The sequence below is a fragment of the Paenibacillus sp. FSL F4-0236 genome (genome assembly GCF_038000135.1).
Classification (GTDB): domain Bacteria; phylum Bacillota; class Bacilli; order Paenibacillales; family Paenibacillaceae; genus Paenibacillus_AQ.
Genome location: NZ_JBBOBK010000001.1, coordinates 4,487,289 through 4,504,544 on the forward strand (window position 1 = coordinate 4,487,289; position 17,256 = coordinate 4,504,544).

Annotated in this window: 10 protein-coding genes and 3 pseudogenes; 2 read left to right on the forward strand and 11 right to left on the reverse strand. The window is 40.0% G+C overall.

Translation table 11 applies throughout. The features are described from left to right. Window positions 1–316: 316 nt before the first annotated feature. The 8 genes and pseudogenes from NSQ29_RS20130 to NSQ29_RS20165 all read right to left on the reverse strand — a co-directional run bounded on the left by NSQ29_RS20130 (window position 317) and on the right by NSQ29_RS20165 (window position 10,162). Window positions 317–949 carry a carbohydrate-binding family 9-like protein gene (locus NSQ29_RS20130; protein ID WP_341049550.1) on the reverse strand — a complete coding sequence of 211 codons (633 nt, stop codon included), beginning with the start codon at window positions 947–949 and terminating at the stop codon, window positions 317–319. Between the two features lie 143 nt (window positions 950–1,092). Next, window positions 1,093–1,418: pseudogene (locus tag NSQ29_RS20135) on the reverse strand (TIM barrel protein); the annotation flags it as partial. 9 nt (window positions 1,419–1,427) lie between these two features. After that, window positions 1,428–2,450, reverse strand: a complete 1,023-nt coding sequence (locus NSQ29_RS20140) for a Gfo/Idh/MocA family protein (protein ID WP_076284373.1) — start codon at window positions 2,448–2,450, stop codon at window positions 1,428–1,430. Between the two features lie 645 nt (window positions 2,451–3,095). Beyond that, window positions 3,096–3,488: pseudogene (locus NSQ29_RS20145) on the reverse strand (sigma-70 family RNA polymerase sigma factor); the annotation flags it as partial. 532 nt (window positions 3,489–4,020) lie between these two features. Further along, window positions 4,021–4,461: a hypothetical protein gene (locus tag NSQ29_RS20150; RefSeq protein WP_341125922.1), complete on the reverse strand. Its 441-nt coding sequence runs from the start codon at window positions 4,459–4,461 to the stop codon at window positions 4,021–4,023. Window positions 4,462–4,842: 381 nt separating this feature from the next. Continuing rightward, complete coding sequence (locus NSQ29_RS20155; RefSeq protein ID WP_341125923.1) at window positions 4,843–6,876, reverse strand: DUF5054 domain-containing protein; 2,034 nt, start codon at window positions 6,874–6,876, stop codon at window positions 4,843–4,845. 594 nt (window positions 6,877–7,470) lie between these two features. Beyond that, a complete protein-coding gene (locus NSQ29_RS20160; RefSeq protein WP_341125924.1) occupies window positions 7,471–9,219 on the reverse strand; it encodes a class I mannose-6-phosphate isomerase in 1,749 nt (582 codons plus the stop codon). 4 nt (window positions 9,220–9,223) lie between these two features. Beyond that, window positions 9,224–10,162, reverse strand: coding sequence for an ROK family protein (locus NSQ29_RS20165; RefSeq protein ID WP_341125925.1), 939 nt, complete (start codon window positions 10,160–10,162; stop codon window positions 9,224–9,226). Between the two features lie 219 nt (window positions 10,163–10,381). On the opposite strand from NSQ29_RS20165, the gene NSQ29_RS20170 reads away from it, so the two are divergent. Continuing rightward, window positions 10,382–11,320 (forward strand): AraC family transcriptional regulator, encoded by a 939-nt coding sequence (locus NSQ29_RS20170; protein ID WP_341125926.1) that lies wholly within the window; start codon window positions 10,382–10,384, stop codon window positions 11,318–11,320. A 475-nt stretch (window positions 11,321–11,795) separates the two neighbouring features. On the opposite strand, the pseudogene NSQ29_RS31590 reads toward NSQ29_RS20170, so the two are convergent. After that, window positions 11,796–12,063, reverse strand: a pseudogene (locus NSQ29_RS31590) (sigma factor); the annotation flags it as partial. 457 nt (window positions 12,064–12,520) lie between these two features. Continuing rightward, the gene (locus NSQ29_RS20180; RefSeq protein ID WP_341125927.1) at window positions 12,521–12,667 is read right to left on the reverse strand and encodes a hypothetical protein; all 147 of its coding nucleotides are present in this window, start codon (window positions 12,665–12,667) and stop codon (window positions 12,521–12,523) included. Window positions 12,668–12,986: 319 nt separating this feature from the next. On the opposite strand from NSQ29_RS20180, the gene NSQ29_RS20185 reads away from it, so the two are divergent. Continuing rightward, window positions 12,987–16,139 (forward strand): amidase family protein, encoded by a 3,153-nt coding sequence (locus tag NSQ29_RS20185; protein WP_341125928.1) that lies wholly within the window; start codon window positions 12,987–12,989, stop codon window positions 16,137–16,139. A gap of 219 nt (window positions 16,140–16,358) precedes the next feature. Here the strand turns inward: NSQ29_RS20185 and sigK are convergent, their stop codons facing one another. Beyond that, window positions 16,359–16,964, reverse strand: a complete 606-nt coding sequence (sigK, locus tag NSQ29_RS20190; protein WP_341125929.1) for an RNA polymerase sporulation sigma factor SigK — start codon at window positions 16,962–16,964, stop codon at window positions 16,359–16,361. Window positions 16,965–17,256: the final 292 nt, after the last annotated feature.

Sequence of the window (17,256 nt, forward strand, 5' to 3'; positions counted from 1 at the left end):
TAAGCAAATCGCATCCGGCTTTAGAATCTCTTCGTAACAGTTGAATTCCAATTGTTTCTTTTTGTGCCTGATTAATTTTTAAAATATTCAAGATGTTGTTTCTATTAATAGTTTCACATAACCAATTGAAATCATCATCATCACCTATCGGGAGAAATGTAACAATCCCCTTACTATCGACGTAATCCCAACCTTCATTTACAAAGTGCTGAATTAAATTTGGTACTGATAAAATTGCACGACTACGCTCGCTAAAAAAACCTCCAACCCCGTATATGCGGCTTCGGAAGTTATTCATTGACGCTGCATTTCGCAGTTACTCTAAGTACAGAATCCCAAAATCACAGCTTCTATGAAAATCTGGTTTGTTCGAATGAACTTTGCTCCATGTTCCAAAATGCGGATAGGTCGTATCGTCGCCGCACTTGTAAAAGTTACCTCTTATCCTTTTTCCCGGTACTGCCCGAAAATCCGAAAAATAAGATTGTACCCAAGCCCATGAGATCGAAAAGCTTAATTCCCAATACACTTCTCCTTTATCATTGATTTGATCCGTGGTGCATAGGACGTGGAAAAGTGCCGGATTGATAGTGATTGGGAAGCGATCATACCGATCCGCTCCTATCTGCAAGAGAATTGCGCCATTCGCATTAAATTCGAAATTCATATAGCGCTGGTCCGAATCAGGAGTAGGCTGAAAAAAGAACTCGATGCAGCTATCCTTATACACGGGATCATTCATGTTTCTATATGTTCGTATGGGATTCTTTTCATAAACCTTAAACTGAAGCTTCAGATCCTCCTGACTGTAATTTAATCTTGCTGTAACGACCGGGTTATACCCTTTAAGCCATTGATACTGCTTGATGATCTGGACTTCTTCTGTATCTGAACCATCCGTCTGATTAGTCAGGCGGGAAATTACTAAGGTTTCCAATTTTCTTTCCATGGTTCTTTCCCTTCTGTTCGGAATCCCACTGGGGCTAACACAGCAAAACAACCCCATTAATTAACTTGATTATTTAAACCCGCGATTCCCCGGTTTTCCAATACGCAGTTTCGATCCCCGAGATTTCGCACGGCCGTCTGCCGTTACATGTATTGGCGGATGAAGGAGACCGCCCGCTCTATATCCCTCTCGGGCGCATCCCCCCGTAACCGCTCTCCTGCAAGGCGGCGAAGTAGGCGTCAAAATCTACCTTCCCCTCGCCCAACGGAACCTCCTGGAATATGACTCCGGAGCTTACAAGCTCTGCAATCCGTTGATGATCCAGCGGCTGGTATCCGACGGCACCGTACACATCCCTCGGATCGACCGGCTGATGTCGGATGCTGTCCTTCACATGGATGTGGACGATAAAGTCCTTCAGCAGGTGTATATCATACACCGGGTCATCCCCTGTTACCATCACCATGTTGGTCCAGCCTTATTTCGCGCAAGGTAACGTAATTCCTTCATGGATTGCCCGGTCGGCCAGGAGAGCGATATCCATCGCCCGGCATGCATCCTCCATTGTCGGTATAGCGGGCAAGTTGTTCTCCAGCATGGACAGGAAATAGTCCAGTTGGGCACCCGTAGGCTTCACGGAGAAGTCCATATTGATCTGCCGAACCGTTCCTTTCCGGTGGTCTTCGACCTCAACCAGATTTCCCAGATGCTGATCCTCTCGCGGTCGATCGTTCTTGTAGATGATGCGGATCCGACCTGCCGGTCCGATGAATTCCTTCCGGTTATCAGTCGGAAGCCCCTTACCCCACCCCGTCTCAAAGTAACCGATGGAGCCGTCCGACAGACGGAGGGTCATGAGTCCGTAATTGTAAGTGTACGGCGGGACTTCTTCATAGAGACGCTGCCCTATCCCGTTGACGCTTACCACTTCCGCCCCTGTAGCCCAACGCATCACATCGATATAATGGACGCCGCAATCCACGATCGGCGAGACGTCCCGGAGCAGGGACAATTGGGAAGCCCAATTTTTGGAGGGCTTCAATTGGGATAACCGGATGACCAAGGGGAAGCCGATAGCGCCCTCCCGGATCATCTTCATAACCGCCTGGTACGTGGTGTTATGGCGAAGGATGTGACCGATCAGGACCTTGGTTTTGGCTCCACGGGCCAGCTTCATGAATTCCTGTGTTTCCCGTGCATTACCCGCCATCGGCTTCTCGCATAAGATATGCTTCCCTGCAGCGAGACAATCTTTTGCGATCTCCAGATGGGATGACGGGTACGTGGCGATAATGACCAGATCCACATCGTCACGCTCGATCAAGACCCGGTAATCCGTGCTCCAACACTCGGCTCCGTATTGGCTTGCCACTAAGGAGGCCCTGTCCCGGTTCCAATCCGCCACGCCGATCAACCGGACCCGCTCCTGTCGTAATATCGCGTCCAAGTGGAGAGAGCCCATATAACCGCAGCCTATCACGACCGCCCCGTACCTTTTCATGATGCATCCATCCTATCCTTCTCACTCGCGGAGGTTATTTTATGTTAATCCAAGCTCCTTGTTGGGAGAATCCGAAGTCTCCCTACTGCGTCTAGTCTTCTTGGGCATTGATGACTTACCATTCTTCATGCATATCCTTCTCTTACATTTGTATTATACCGGATTACTACAGAATAACTTTTATCTAGTTATGATACCTTGTTACCTTTATTATATAAGAATGATGGAGAGTTTTATTTAGCTAAGAAAGTTACTTTTTGCACGATTCCGTTATTCCGTCTAATACTATGTAAGGGAGCTGTCCCGCTATGCCCCCCCTCTCCAACACTGGTCCGCAAGCCAGTCCCCTTCCAGGAATGAACTCCCTCCATCCATTACGCGCATTTCCAGAGGGTCGCACCTTGCTTGTTCCCGAGAAGGAGGCTGTACGATTTCGAGCTGCTCTATGATATGCCATTGCGATGGAGGAGCGAACCTACACGGTGTTACCCGGGCAGCCTATCGTTCTGCTTTCCGGCGTCTACCACCGGAAGGCAAAGGAGGCTGATCCGACCACCAAACTGATCGGGATCACGGTGAATTGCAGTAGGTAGAAGCGCAGAACTTAAAATCTTGCGGTACGTGAGTACCGTACGGGTTCGCCCCCCCGCCTGTATCCAATCCAAATCGCCCAACGACAACTTCTTTTTCCCTGTCATCCAAAATATCGAGATTTCGATAAATCTTGCTCTTCTCAATCTTCAGATCGACCTCTTTAATGACATCATCAGCCTCGGAGCCAAGGATATCGATCAGCGTGATTTCATTTCCTTCCTTGTCTGTCCCAATTGGATCGTGCAGAGATACGTCTTTCCGTGTTTTCTTCAAGGATCTAAGGTACATCAGGATTTCATTTTCAATACAACGAGCCGCAAATGTGGCCAGTTTTGTCCCTTTGTTCGGACGGTAGCTCTCAATGACTTTGATCAGGCCGATCGTGCCGATGGAGATTAAATCCTCCATGTCTTCCCCAGTGTTATCGAATTTCTTGAGGTTATGGACACGATAGGATGTAAAAAACATACCAAATACGATCGTTCCCGATTTTCCAGGAACACAAACATCGGTGCAATTGTCTCATTCATACGTTAAGTTCCTATTCGTTTTTTCTCAATTTCATCTGTGCTATATTCTTGGACAATTTGTCCTTCAGCTTAGCAATATCCTGCGTAAGATTCATCATTTATATAAACGCTTCTCTTTATCTTATAGCTTAGTAAAGAACAGCAAAGTGCAATTTGTGTTCACTCAAGTCTGGATGCATTATTTAATATATATTTCCATAATTAACTTGTTAAATGACCAGCACAGTGTTATTTATGTTCGGTGAAAATAAAGCATTAGACTGGAGTCGTTGATTTAACGCGGTTTTTGAAATGAAAAATCGTCAGCTTTTGAAAAATGAGTTTTAGACTGATCCATTAATAGAAGCAGCGGCGGACCAAGACTTGATAAATAAAGTCTTAGACTGCCGCTGTTGTCGTTCAACTAACGTTCCCCGTTAGTTAAACAAGAAAAAAGAAAAAACAAGTCACATCAATTGAAGTTCAAGAAGATCCAAATTATCGCGAACGAGGATCATTTTGTCCTTATATTCCCAATGGTCGATCAAGTTAGGCAGCTTCGTCAGATTGTAGTCTTTATTCCATGCCAACAAGTTGTGGATGCCTTCGAGCGTCTCTCGCTTCTTGTTTGGGACGATGTCCGCAATACGCTCTTCATAACGCTCCCAGATCCGTTCCTCCTGAACGGACAACGGCGTCATCAGTACGACGATCTTATCTACAGCATCAAAACTTGGCGCTACCCACGACCTGTATACACCTTCTTTGATCCATGAATCGAGACCGATGATTTCTCTGAGTCGGCGGTCACGCTCATCCTCCGGTGCCTTTACGCCATACTCGTTCGATTGATGATCCCAGAAAATATTGTCTAGATCGTAATGCGGGATATGGAGTTTATCGCTCAATAACTCCGCGATGTAGGATTTACCGCTTCCTGAGCCGCCGATGATATGAATTCGGATTGCTAACAGCTCAGCTCTTTCTTCCTGATTGTATTCATGGAAGCACCTATGCTGAGAGTATTTCGTCGTATTATTTAAACTATCCTGCCCGTTAGCTGAACAAAGGCAGCCGATCCACTGATCGATTGCCTTTGTGTCGTTATTGAGCTATCGTGTCCCGTTAGCGTGATGATGACCTAGCCTGAGAATACTTTATCAAACACATCTTGAAGGAATATCGCTTAAACGGTCTAAATGTACCTAAAAAACAGTCAAGATAAGAGAATAAACTGTTTTTTTGATGAAGAGGCATCGGCGTATGCCCATTATGTTCGCAGGAAATTGTTATCCCAACACTAACTCAAAACGAGCAAAAATATCTTCTTCATACCACATCGTGAAATTAGTTCCCCATGTTGTGTTCAATAGTGTAAACGTAAATTTATTGTTGTCTTGATGGTATTTGTTGTTATAACTTAGATTGTTATTTGTTCCGATTCCCAAAAGAGGGGCATCCATAGGTTTAATATTGATTTTTTTATCGCTGCCATCGTAAATTAACTCTTCAATCATGTGTTGCAACTTATTTCCGTGACCTACCACTTCAAAAGGTGAAATAACGGTATCAATTTTACGAATCTTAGTTAAGTACGGCGAATTCAAACGTGGTGTAATGTCAAAAGAATAAATTTCTGGATAACGAATTGCATCTTTATCCTTTAATAATAGTGCAATTTCAACTTTATCTCCAAATTGATATTTAACCTTTACAACTCTTGGAGCACCATACTCCTCCACAGCTCTTTGGCTATACTTTAAAGTTGCAATAATCGAATCATTTTCCATAACTAATTTCACAACATGTGGTGTGAAATTTTCATTCAATTGAATTCGTTTTTGAATTTCCATTCCTGGCTTTAAGAAGTCAATTGCCCACCAATTATGTTGTAATTCACGCAAATAGTTGTAACGTAGGTTATCATAGTCATTTTGCCCAGCAATTGTATAGTTCAGAACCCCGAGTTTGTTGTCCTGATCAAAGTAAAGTGTTCCATCCTTTTCTAAGTGGTTAATTGAACCATCGCTAGCAAACATAACTTGATACCCGTTTACCGAAATCAATTCTTCCAAACCACATTCAATACCTTGGTTTTCAAAGATAAGATATGGAACTTCGATAAGTTTTTTAATGTTATTTTGATCTTTAGGCTCCAAACAAGCTATTGCACGATCAACGTTCTTGCGTTGTTCTTTCCATGAAGACTCATAAAATTTGTACGAACGATCAGTCCACTCATTATAAGTGAATTGCATTTCGCCAACAGTTGCATCTTTAACAATTCCATAAGCGTAGGTTAAATCAAGATCCGTAATTTGGTCTAAACTACGCGCTCGTTGGAAGTCTTTCTTTTCATAATTCATATAGTCACTGAAATAGCGTTTGATATCCATTCCCCAAGTATGCTCTGGAACTAACATCGCATAGAAATTAGCATCATCATTTTCTATTTTGTTATCAAACATGTAATTAGTTAAAATCCGATAATCACGAATGATTTTCGGATCAGACATCATTCCATGAATCCATGTGTCCCCAATCTCCTCTGTAATAACTGGCAGTTGGTCACGTACTTCCCAAATTTCATTTGCAAACTGATCCATTGAAGTCAATTCAAGCTCATAGTCTGGATACTCATTCGCCATTTTTGATAAAAAGACGTTTATTTTCTCTTTTGTTCCTGGACCACTATTATCATGAGTATGCATAAACGCCAGCTTGTTATCTATGCAATCAATTCCGATTACGCCACCATAGTCGTCTGAATAAGAGACAATTATCTCACTTTCCCCATTCTTCCATAGAAATGTATCTGGAACTTCTGGAATTGAGCTCGAGCCATTTACACCAATGTGTAGGAATTTAATTCCTTGACGATATAACTCATCAACAATCCCGATAGTATGTCCTGGGACGTCAGTCATCTTTGCGCTTGTTGTTTTGTATCCATAACGAGCATCTAACTTCTTTGAGATTGAAGTCATGTAATGTAAAGTTTGAGGTGTCATAGTTTCAGATTCAAACGTACACGGGATTGCGTGCCAGCGAATGTAACCTTTCTTTATGGCGTCGTCTAGCTTTTTACAAGCTTCTTCATCCATGTTTTTGAAGTAATATTCAATAATAAAGCTACCTGTTGTCCAAACAAAGTCTTTGCCCTCTTTTCTTAAGTCTTCAGCTAAAGTGATTGCGTTTTGAATGTAATCATGGCAATACTTGTGCAAGACATTTTCTGCTAAATCGGTAAAACCAATGTCAAAATGAGTTTTGTTTACCACATAGATTTTTTTCATTTCTATAATCACGCCTTTCTTAGTCATAATACGTCGTGAAATAATTGATTTCAGGCTTTTACTCCACTTTTGTTTCTACAAGGTTCGGCCATTCCAATTCGGACTCTGAATCATGATCTCTCATAAAAAACCTCTTAATAATTAACTATTGGTATTTCACTTAACATCTCCGCATATTGTGGGGTATTCGAAGTAATAATAGATCACTCCATACGTCTAGTATTTATTTTATAAAGACACATCTTTATAAAATCCTGACATTTTAATGTGTCTACCACCTGTTTCATACGATAAAATCTGATAAAACCAAATCAATCGCGAAAAAGTCATTAATACTCTAATTTAATTGTTTAATTAAACTGCTCTTTCGTATTATGAGATCAACCAGTTCTTTCTGGTTGATCCCAGGCTGTCGAGACTTTCTCGACAGCCTGAGGACATCATTGAATGATGTCCTCTTCGACGTGGGTTATGAGCTATCAAATATGTGGATTAAAATCAAATGCGACCCAAACGTATGCAATCTGCAATAATACCAAGGGTAAGCTTATGTTCCTTCTCGAGATGCTCTTTCTTTAATAATTCGAACAGCGTTTTCTTTAGCTTTATTCGAAAATTCAGCTATGTTCTAACATAGGCCTTGATTGTCCCCATTTCTTTTCCTACGCTATTACCATGGGGGCGTATCGAATAGCTGCCAACCATTGCAGGAATGATAAATGTTTCAGCATAATGAACTATAAATGGCTCAAAGGCATTTGTAGGGCTTTCGACTATAGCTTCCTCCCCCTCTATTAGATTGAGAACATTGACACCGCCATCAGTGTTATGGATGACTGGTCCTGAGAACCAATGTCTTCTAGTTTCAATAAACTGCCTGTCGTGTAAGCCTGTCTTTTCTTCGATCCATCCATCGCCTTCACCTATTTGTTCTAGACAATTGATTATATTTTCACTGACCCACTTCTCGTCTCTTTCCCATTGAATAGAATTGATTCCGTGTTCAAGATGGACAGGTCTTGGTATCCCATCCATCCCCAACCGTCCCCAATCCCATAATTTAAACGTGAAGTAATTGGGTGTTGCACTTATTTCTAATACCAAGGAATCTTTACCCTGCGAATGAATAGTACCTGCTGGTATTAAAAAATGGTCATGCTTTTTAGCTGGAAATTGATTAATATACTTTTGGTCGTCAAATTTACTGCCTTCATCATATGATTGTTTTAAATCTTGAATCATTTCATTGGAATTTATATCATCCTTGACACCCAAATAAACGATAGCATCTTCTTTTGCATCAACGATGTAATAGCTTTCATCTTGCGTATAATGCACCCCAAACGTTTGTTGCGCATAATCAACCAATGGATGAACCTGTAAACTAAGATTTCCGCCCCCAAAAGTATCTAAAAAGTTAAATCGAATCGGGAACTCCGCGCCAAAACGTCCATATACCTTTTCACCCAAAAGATCAACTGGATGTCTAAAAACAGCATTAATAGCTGGGACTTCAATTTTTACGTCCCCGTATCTTAAAAAAAGACTATTTTCTTCTGGTACACCATTAAAGCTCCAAGCATAGTTTTCAACTGACGGATCAAGACCAAGCTTTTCTTTCATCCATTGCCCTCCCCACACACCAGGGGCAAAGTAAGGAATCACTCTAAAAGGCTGGCTGACTGTTTGCTTTAATCCAGCTAAGTAGGTTGCCCCCTCTACCAGCTTTGGTTCATTGCTGCAGTTCGTATCTAATAGATAATCTATTTTTTCAAACAACTTCCTTTTATGTCTGTCCGCAACTGGCCATTCAAAGAAATAGCCTCTTTTAATCTTTCTAACCGCATCCTCATTATGGTTGTCTGCTCTCCAATTTGAAATTTCATTATTACTATATCTTTTTTGGATTTCCCACCTTGCCAAATCAGCATATATGAGAATATCAGGATCACATACAAGAGTAGCACCAGAACCATAAATAATGATTAAACCGCTATCAATGTTACTAATAGCACTTCTAGCCTCTTCCAAACGTTCATCATCTAAAAAATCCCCAAAATTATGAAGCGATATCTTCCCAAATACTCTATCCGTTGTTAGATGAAATTTAATCATATCCGTTACTTTATCGCTAGAATAATATAAATCATCTGCAAAAATTGTATAGGCAGGTTCCATTACTGAAACAAGATTAGCTTTTAGTTCTTCCATTCTTACGCCAGGATAACAATCGACGGTAACGATAGTCTTTTGCTTTCCTAGTCTGATTATTGCCCCATTAAGCTCATTCTTAATGTTTCCGTAATCTTGCCAAGCATGATCATTTGAATTGGATACTAGTATCTCTGGGTACATATTAAAATTAGCCATTATTTTATTCCTTCCTTCTAATAGATTGCTTTAATAGATTTGCTACACCTTTAAATGTACTCAGTGAGGTTTCTTCAGAACATTCAATGTTTACCGTTTTGTTCTCAAGCGTTTCATAAACCCCATTCATAAACAAATCTTTACTTTTTGTAATTTGACCGCCAAGAATGATCGCATCTGGTTTAAAACTTTTTATATATGGATTTAAAGCTTTTCCTATATATTCTCCAAACATTCGGAATGCCATCTTTGCCCTCTGGTCTTCATTTTTGCCCATAGCGGCTAATGTTTCCACTTCGTTGTCTGATGTACTAAGGCCTAATTCATTCGCCAGTTTTAAGATACCTCTTTTAGAAATATAGTCATCGACTATGGATTGCTTAAATGGTTGATTATAGATCCATCCATTTTCCGGTATATCTTGTCTGTCTTTTACCAATTTTCCATTTTCCATAAATGCCGATCCTGCCCCCGTACCAATCGTTAAAAAGATGGATTTGTTGTAACCTCCAGCCTTGCCGGATACATATTCTCCTAAAGCAAACAGGCTAGCATCATTATCAAAAACAATCTGAAACTCATTACTTGTCTTTGAATGAAAAGAACTTTCTTGTTTAAGACGATTTATTAATAGATCACGAAGGTTCACTTCGTATATCTCTTCAAATTTATCGATACCTTTGATGTAACTTATCCCGCTTTCATAATCAAATGGACCTGGAAATGCATAGCCAACTCCAGTTATTTCGAAGTCTTTATCCAAAATTCCATTTGTTTGCTGCTTAATGATGAACACCAAATGTTCAATGATACCTTCTTTAGTCTCTTTTGATTTCGAGGGGAAGATGGCATACGAGTTAGGAACTATTTCCCCATCGTCGTTTAAAACAGCTGATTTTATAAACAATCCTCCGACATCAAATGCGATCGAATATTTATTCATTACAACTCTTCACATCCCTTTTTGGCAAAATACCCTTTTTATATTGGATCATTCAATATTTAATTTTAGTATAAATCTTGTTCTCTCCTTAATCTTTTGAGAAACCAGTCATATTTTTATAAAATCGAGACATTCGTGATACACTCGTGGAGAAATATGCTACTATCAAAGCGGGAACATTAATGTGGTTCATCATTATTTTGAAAGGGGAAGACAGCCATGGAATGGACTGATTTGTTTATAGATGGTTCAATTGCTCTTAATCAGGAATCTATTCAAGTCAATGGAAGTGATGTTTCCATTCTAATTCACTATTGGGGTGCTCAACCCGATCATTACAATAACAAGCCACATCAACATTCTTATTTTGAACTGTGTTATATTGTCAACGGTGAAGGTGAGTATATGGATGATGGACATTCATTTCATATAACGAGTGGGTCCCTTTTCCTTTCCCGCCCCTTCGTTAAACACCAAATTTTAAGCGAAACTGGATTGGAAATTATTTTTGTTGGATTTGAAATTATAAAAACAAAATCAACAAAGAAATTAATAGAACTTTTCACTAATCTAGAAAAAACGAAAAAATTCATTATTAATAATGCTAGCCAATCTCCCGTTGTAAAACTATGGACTTCGATCCTCGTTATGGCCTGTGATTTTCACCTATTGTTCAACGACTGCTTTCAAGGCTTATGTTCCTCTTTCTATTCAAGTATTGTTGGTTTATTTAATGAACAACAAATTAAATACAAAAAGAATAAAGAAATTCGTATTTATTCGTCCTTAGTATATCAAGCGAAGCTATACATCCATGACAACCTATCTCAATCATTGAAAATGAGCGATGTAGCGGATTTTATTCACATTTCAGAAAGACACTTATCACGTATTTTCCAGGATGAATTAGGCCAATCGTTTTCAAATTATATTAAAAGAGAGAGAATGAGAAAAGCCAGCATCCTCCTCTCAGATACCGACCTTACCCTCAAAGAAATTTCAGAAATGTCAGGTTTTAAAACAGTTCACTATTTTACCACTGTTTTTTCAGCAGAAATGGGAATGCCACCTGGGGAGTTCAAGAGAAAGCTCAACCAACAAACGCTATTAGTACCAGAATATACTGAAACTTATTTACAGAGCGCTTCTATAAACTGATCAAGAATCTGAATAGCGTTTTTTTTGTTTTCAACCAGCAAATCAAAGCACTTTGGGGATATACGTATTCGACTTGTTTTATATATTAATCTTATAAAAAAATCGACAAGTGGTAGTGTGCCCTTCAAGTAGACACTCAAAAAAAACCGATGTTATCATGAGGAACGAGTGAAACTTGGAGGGGTGTTAGGTATTGATGATTTTGCTATCCGGGAAGGTCATATCTGCAAAACGGGGTTGCATGATTTGCGTGGTGACTCTTTGCAGGACATCATTCTAGGCAGGACATCGAAAGAATTACTTGCTTATTATGAGAATCATCCTGCGATGGGTCTGCTTAATCCGGTTGCCGTGGTTATGGATTTAGCGCATTTTTCCCGCAGTAGGGGCAACTTGGAAGCACGATCATGGGAGTCACCTTCAGAAATATTGAATCGTTCGCACTTACACGAAACTATGGTAGACCTAAAAATAATTTCGGAGCCAAGGATATCTATGAGCGTGATTTCGTTACCCTCTTTGTCCGTTCCAATCGGATCGTGCAGAAATACATCTTTACGTGTTTTCTTGAGCGAACACAGGTGCATCAGAATTTCGTTTTCGATACAACGGGCAGCAAAAGTGGCTAGCTTTGTCCCTTTGTTCGGGCGATAACTTTCGATAGCTTTAATCAGGCCGATGGTGCCGATGGAGATCAGATCCTCCATATCTTCCCCAGTATTATCGAATTTTTTGAGGTTATGGACACGATGTGATGTCAAAAAAAATAAACCAATTACGATCGTTTCTGATTCGAATTGGTTTACTTTTGCATATTATATTTAATTTGTAGTTTCCGATTGATTTCTTGTGTACATTTTGGTAATCCATTTTAATAACACTTTATCCCGCTTTTAACTGCTTCAAGAATAAACTCGCCATCAGCTTTACTATTATCAATAACAATTAATTGATCAATCAACTCTAAGTGAGATTATTCATACTTGTTAAATTGCGTCTAACAATATCCTCGGTTTCAATATGATAGCCACCGTTTTTCACACGTAGAGCAATACATTCAATATTTAGCCGAACATCTGCTAGTCCCACATAAAACACAATAATTTCAAAGCCTTATTCCTTTGTATCCCTCATCTGCCTTATAACGTTACCACCCGCTAAAGTGGTTTCCACAATGAAATTCCACTTATTCCAGATATACTACCTGGCCATTCTTATGGCTTCTTTCCCAGCAGATAATTTACTCTTTTCAGGATGCCCATTATTGATCTTGCGGGCTAGTGCATCTGGAATCATCAGTGATTTTGCTTTATGCCATTCTCCCATATAGAAATCTTCCACTTTCATGAAATGAAAAACATAATATCCTCCGTTAATTATTAGCTGTTCCTCTTCTTTTTGATTTCGTGAAATTCAAGGTTTTTGATGATGCAGCCGGATGATGATACTCAATATCCTACGGACCTCAAAACCTATCATATAACGTAATATATTTAATATAATAGTTAACATATACATTACACACAATAATTAAAAGAGCCGTTTTTTTCTTTTTTTAAACTCAAAATATATTAAATTCATAATATTTATTGACTGAAACAAATACAAGTGTTATATTTCCTAACATTAAATAATAAAATACATAAAGGAAAAGGAGATTACGCACATGAATAAGTTCAAACGTCTACGTGAAACTAAAAGAGATCATTCTGGTTCCACCCGATCTGAATATTCACCAGCAAAAAAAAATTGGAGTAAAAAGCAATTTATAGCTACTTCAATTGTGTTATCTGTTATTGCTACGAGTGTAATTCCGTTCCAAACAGCTGACGCTTTAACTAGAGTTACTTCAGAAAGTGGCACAGTATGGGAGATTCACGATGTTTTTGCTCCTAGCTTAGACACAGGAAGTTTACGTACAGTTGGTGCTACACAAGTACAAGGTTTCGGCAATATCTTTGTTAAAGTGTCCTCGCCTTCAGCTCCACTGATGAATGGTCAAATGATGCGTGGGTTTGACTTGAAATACGATGGCGTTAATAAGTTTACTTCGGCTCAATCTGTAAATCTAGGAAATGTAACTGTAACACGTGAGGTGTATGTGGATACTATTCATAATCGAACGAGATTCTTTGATACATTCACTAATAAAAATGATGTCGATATAAAAGTTGATGTATCATTCGGTGGCTCTTTAGGATATGGTACAACAACAAATGCTTCAGTCATTAAGGCAACCTACTCAGGCGATCTAAAGGTAACAACAGATGATTCATGGATTGTTGTAGATAGCAGTGCCAGAAACAATAAGCCGCTAGGCGTTGCAGTGGGATCTCCAAAGCCGTTTGATAATGGATTAACAGGTCTAGGGAATCAGCAACAGGATCCATTCACAGTACCCTTAGCTGAGTATGGAAATGAAGCGAATTTCTATGGGTTCATTAATTCACTAAATATTGGGCCGGGCGAATCAAAGTCCCTAGTAAATTATGTACAAGTTGGAGAAGCTGGTGAAGAAGGGTTGAAAAATCTGGTTGCTATGCTAGATGGACTTAATAGTCTGCTGGATGTAACAGGATTAACAAAAGCACAAATTCGTTCAATTAGCAACTGGGATATATCTGCTATAGAGGGACTTGATACTGGAGATCATCTGGATATTCCAAATGCTCCTGCGGCCAAAGAATTAATAACTTCATCGCCGTATGATGTTAAGAATAAATCAATTGCAGAAATGCAGAAGGATATGATTAATGGTAAAACTACTTCTATACAAATTACTCAAGCCTATTTAGATAGAATTAAGGTATACGATGAGGGACAATTGGGATTCCATGCATTCCTGCATGTATCTGAAACTGCGCTTAACCAAGCAAAAGCTGCTGACGATGCCCGTGCACAAGGTGTAAAAGGTGATTTATTGGGTATTCCAATTGCGATAAAAGATATTTATGATACAAAGGATATGCCTACTACAGGTGGCAGTAAAGCTCTTGAAGGCTGGCAGCCTGATTCCGATGCATTCCAAGTGAAAAAGCTGCGGGAAGCTGGAGCTGTAATTATTGGTAAAGTAAATACTTCTGAGTTTGCTAACAGCGGAAGCTTTAGTGAGAGCGGCTGGCAGCAAACATGGAATGCACTCTATCCATCAAAAACATCTTTTGGCTCAAGCGGCGGGTCTGCAGTATCTGTTGCAGCTGATTTTGCAGCAGCAGCAATGGGATCGCAAACAGGGGTATCTCTCTATGCACCAACTACAGGCGCTAGCTTAAAAAGCTTCCGGGGTACAGACGGTATGGCAAGTACTACAGGAGTACTTCCACTCACTTGGGGACAAGATTATGCAGGTCCCATTGCTAAAACAGTAACTGACCTAGCTATTATATTGAATACTACAACGGGTACGGACCCACAAGATATTTTCACAGTCACTGCTGATGCAGATCATAAGCGTCCAGTGGATTGGAAGGAATCTCTGGATGCTAATGCATTGAAAGGAAAGAAAATTGGATATATTCCTGCATCCTTTGTATCTGCATATGCTGATGATGATACTGGACGGGCAGTGATGGATAAATTCTCAGAGCTTCAAGCAGCGGGGGCGACAATGGTTGAAATGTCAGCTGTACCATCAGGCCCTAGTCGTCCTTCAGGTATTAATGGATCTACTGAAGGTTGGGCACGTTATATTGAGCTTCATAAGGACTTCCCTTATATTGATGGAGCAAGTGTACTAGCTTCAGATAAGGTGCTTATCTATAATCAAAGAGGATATAGTACTCCAACTCGTATGACTGAACAAGCTGTACAAGATTACATTAAGTATAGAACCGACTATAAGGAAGTTATTAAAAACTGGATGGACGCGAATAGCGTTGATGCTGTTGTTTATGCAGGTTTTATTAGTGACGTATATAACAATGACGCATCAGCTTCTCAATTAAGTTCTGACCGTAACACGGGCGTATTAACCTCTAATGTGGGTCTCCCTACGGTAGTTGTTCCTGTAGGAACGAATGACAGCGGATATTCTATTTCTATGCAACTGGTTGGTAGAGCATGGGACGATGCAAAAATTTTAGGCATGGGCTACGCTCTTGAGCAACAAAGTCAAGCTAGACTACTTACAACATTTGCTCCAGCACTTCAATATGTTTCAAACTCTACTAATCCTAATCCAAACACAGATAATGGACCAACCAATCCAAATGCTGGAGGAGGTACACCTCCAGCAGTAACAACGCCTATAGAAACAACGGCACCTGCAGAAACAATAACACCAGCAGATAAGCCGAAAGTTGTTAGTTTTGTAGATACAATGAATCATTGGGCAAAAGCAAGCATTGACGCACTAATTGCTAAGGGATTATTGACCGGTTATTCCGATGGAACATTCCGTCCAAATTCAGGTTTGACTCGTGCCGAAGCAATTAAAGTAATTGCAACTTACATGGGACTTGAAGGACAAGAAAGTAACTTTATAGATGTATCTCCAACTCATTGGGCGAATAAGTTTATTGGTGCAGCTGCTGGATCAGGCTTGATGAACGGATATAGTGACGGAAGATTCCGTCCAGATGAGAAGATTAGTCGTGGTGAATTAGCGGCACTAATCACTCGAGCTTTTAAGCTAACAGGTACTGGAAACACATCATTCAAAGATGTTACAAGAAATGCATGGTATTATGATTTCATTGATGCACTCGCATCCAATAATATTATTACAGGATACGCAGACAGTACATTTAAGCCTGAAAAAGATATTACTAGAGCAGAGTTTGCAGCAATTGTTTCCAGATTACTAGGAACTATTAATTAAAAGAAATTCAATTAAAAATGACAGAGTACTCGAGTAACCACGTTTACAGGAAGGGCCATCCCGAAAGGGATGGCCTTACAACTTGCCGTTACAGATAGTGCGATGAACCGTATCATAAGTAGGGTGAACCCTATCTACACAAAAAACGACTCATCCTTAGACAAGTCGCTTTTCAAGTTTTATTATTAATGGATAATTACTGTGTAATTGTCATCAGTCTTACCGCTTCGCCTTATAAAACTCATGATACAACTTCATGAGCGCCCTCTTCTCTATCCGCGAAACATAACTCCGCGAGATCCCCAACTCCTTGGCAATCTCCCGCTGCGTCCGCTCTTCCCCACCTGTATCTAGCCCAAATCGCCCAACGACAACCTCTTTTTCCCTATCATCCAGAATATCAAGATTACGATAAATCTTGCTCTTCTCGATCTTCAAATCCACTTCTTTAATAACATCATCCGCTTCAGAACCAAGGATATCGATTAGCGTGATTTCATTACCCTCTTTGTCTGTCCCAATCGGATCGTGGAGGGAAACATCCTTACGTGTTTTCTTCAAAGATCTAAGGTGCATCAGGATTTCGTTTTTAATACAACGAGCAGCAAAAGTGGCCAGCTTTGTGCCTTTGTTCGGGCGATAGCTCTCGATGGCTTTAATCAGGCCGATGGTTCCGATGGAGATTAAATCCTCCATGTTTTCCCCGGTGTTATCGAATTTTTTGAGGTTGTTGACATGATGCGATGTAAATTCAGTACAAATTACAAAAGCACAAAAAAGACATAGAACATATCCGCTCTTATCAATCATGCTCTTTTTACTCATCGAGGATTTTCCACCAAATATATTTAAATCAATTGCCCACACGATTCTAACGTTTTTGAGTGCCAATGTGTGGCTATTCTCAGCGAAGACTGCCACAACGGAATATGATATACTCTTTTGTCCGAGAAAGAGAGCGGTTAACTATAGCTCCGCCAAGATCCTCCATCATCCAGGTTATAGCGGGTTGAAGAAACTCCAGATCCCGGGTTCTGATCAGAGAGTTCAAGCTCTACTGTCCCATAATAAATTCCGTTAACATTAAGAGTGCCCTTGAGCAGATGTCCAGTTACCG

Excerpts from the sequence above, each read along its gene's own strand:
- NSQ29_RS20130 (WP_341049550.1), bottom strand. The coding sequence starts at position 949 with ATGGAAAGAAAATTGGAAACCTTAGTAATTTCCCGCCTGACTAATCAG.
- NSQ29_RS20155 (WP_341125923.1), bottom strand. The coding sequence starts at position 6,876 with ATGACTAAGAAAGGCGTGATTATAGAAATGAAAAAAATCTATGTGGTA.
- NSQ29_RS20140 (WP_076284373.1), bottom strand. The coding sequence starts at position 2,450 with ATGAAAAGGTACGGGGCGGTCGTGATAGGCTGCGGTTATATGGGCTCT.
- NSQ29_RS20185 (WP_341125928.1), top strand. The coding sequence starts at position 12,987 with ATGAATAAGTTCAAACGTCTACGTGAAACTAAAAGAGATCATTCTGGT.
- sigK (WP_341125929.1), bottom strand. The coding sequence starts at position 16,964 with ATGAGTAAAAAGAGCATGATTGATAAGAGCGGATATGTTCTATGTCTT.
- NSQ29_RS20170 (WP_341125926.1), top strand. The coding sequence starts at position 10,382 with ATGGAATGGACTGATTTGTTTATAGATGGTTCAATTGCTCTTAATCAG.
- NSQ29_RS20165 (WP_341125925.1), bottom strand. The coding sequence starts at position 10,162 with ATGAATAAATATTCGATCGCATTTGATGTCGGAGGATTGTTTATAAAA.
- NSQ29_RS20160 (WP_341125924.1), bottom strand. The coding sequence starts at position 9,219 with ATGGCTAATTTTAATATGTACCCAGAGATACTAGTATCCAATTCAAAT.
- NSQ29_RS20180 (WP_341125927.1), bottom strand. The coding sequence starts at position 12,667 with ATGAAAGTGGAAGATTTCTATATGGGAGAATGGCATAAAGCAAAATCA.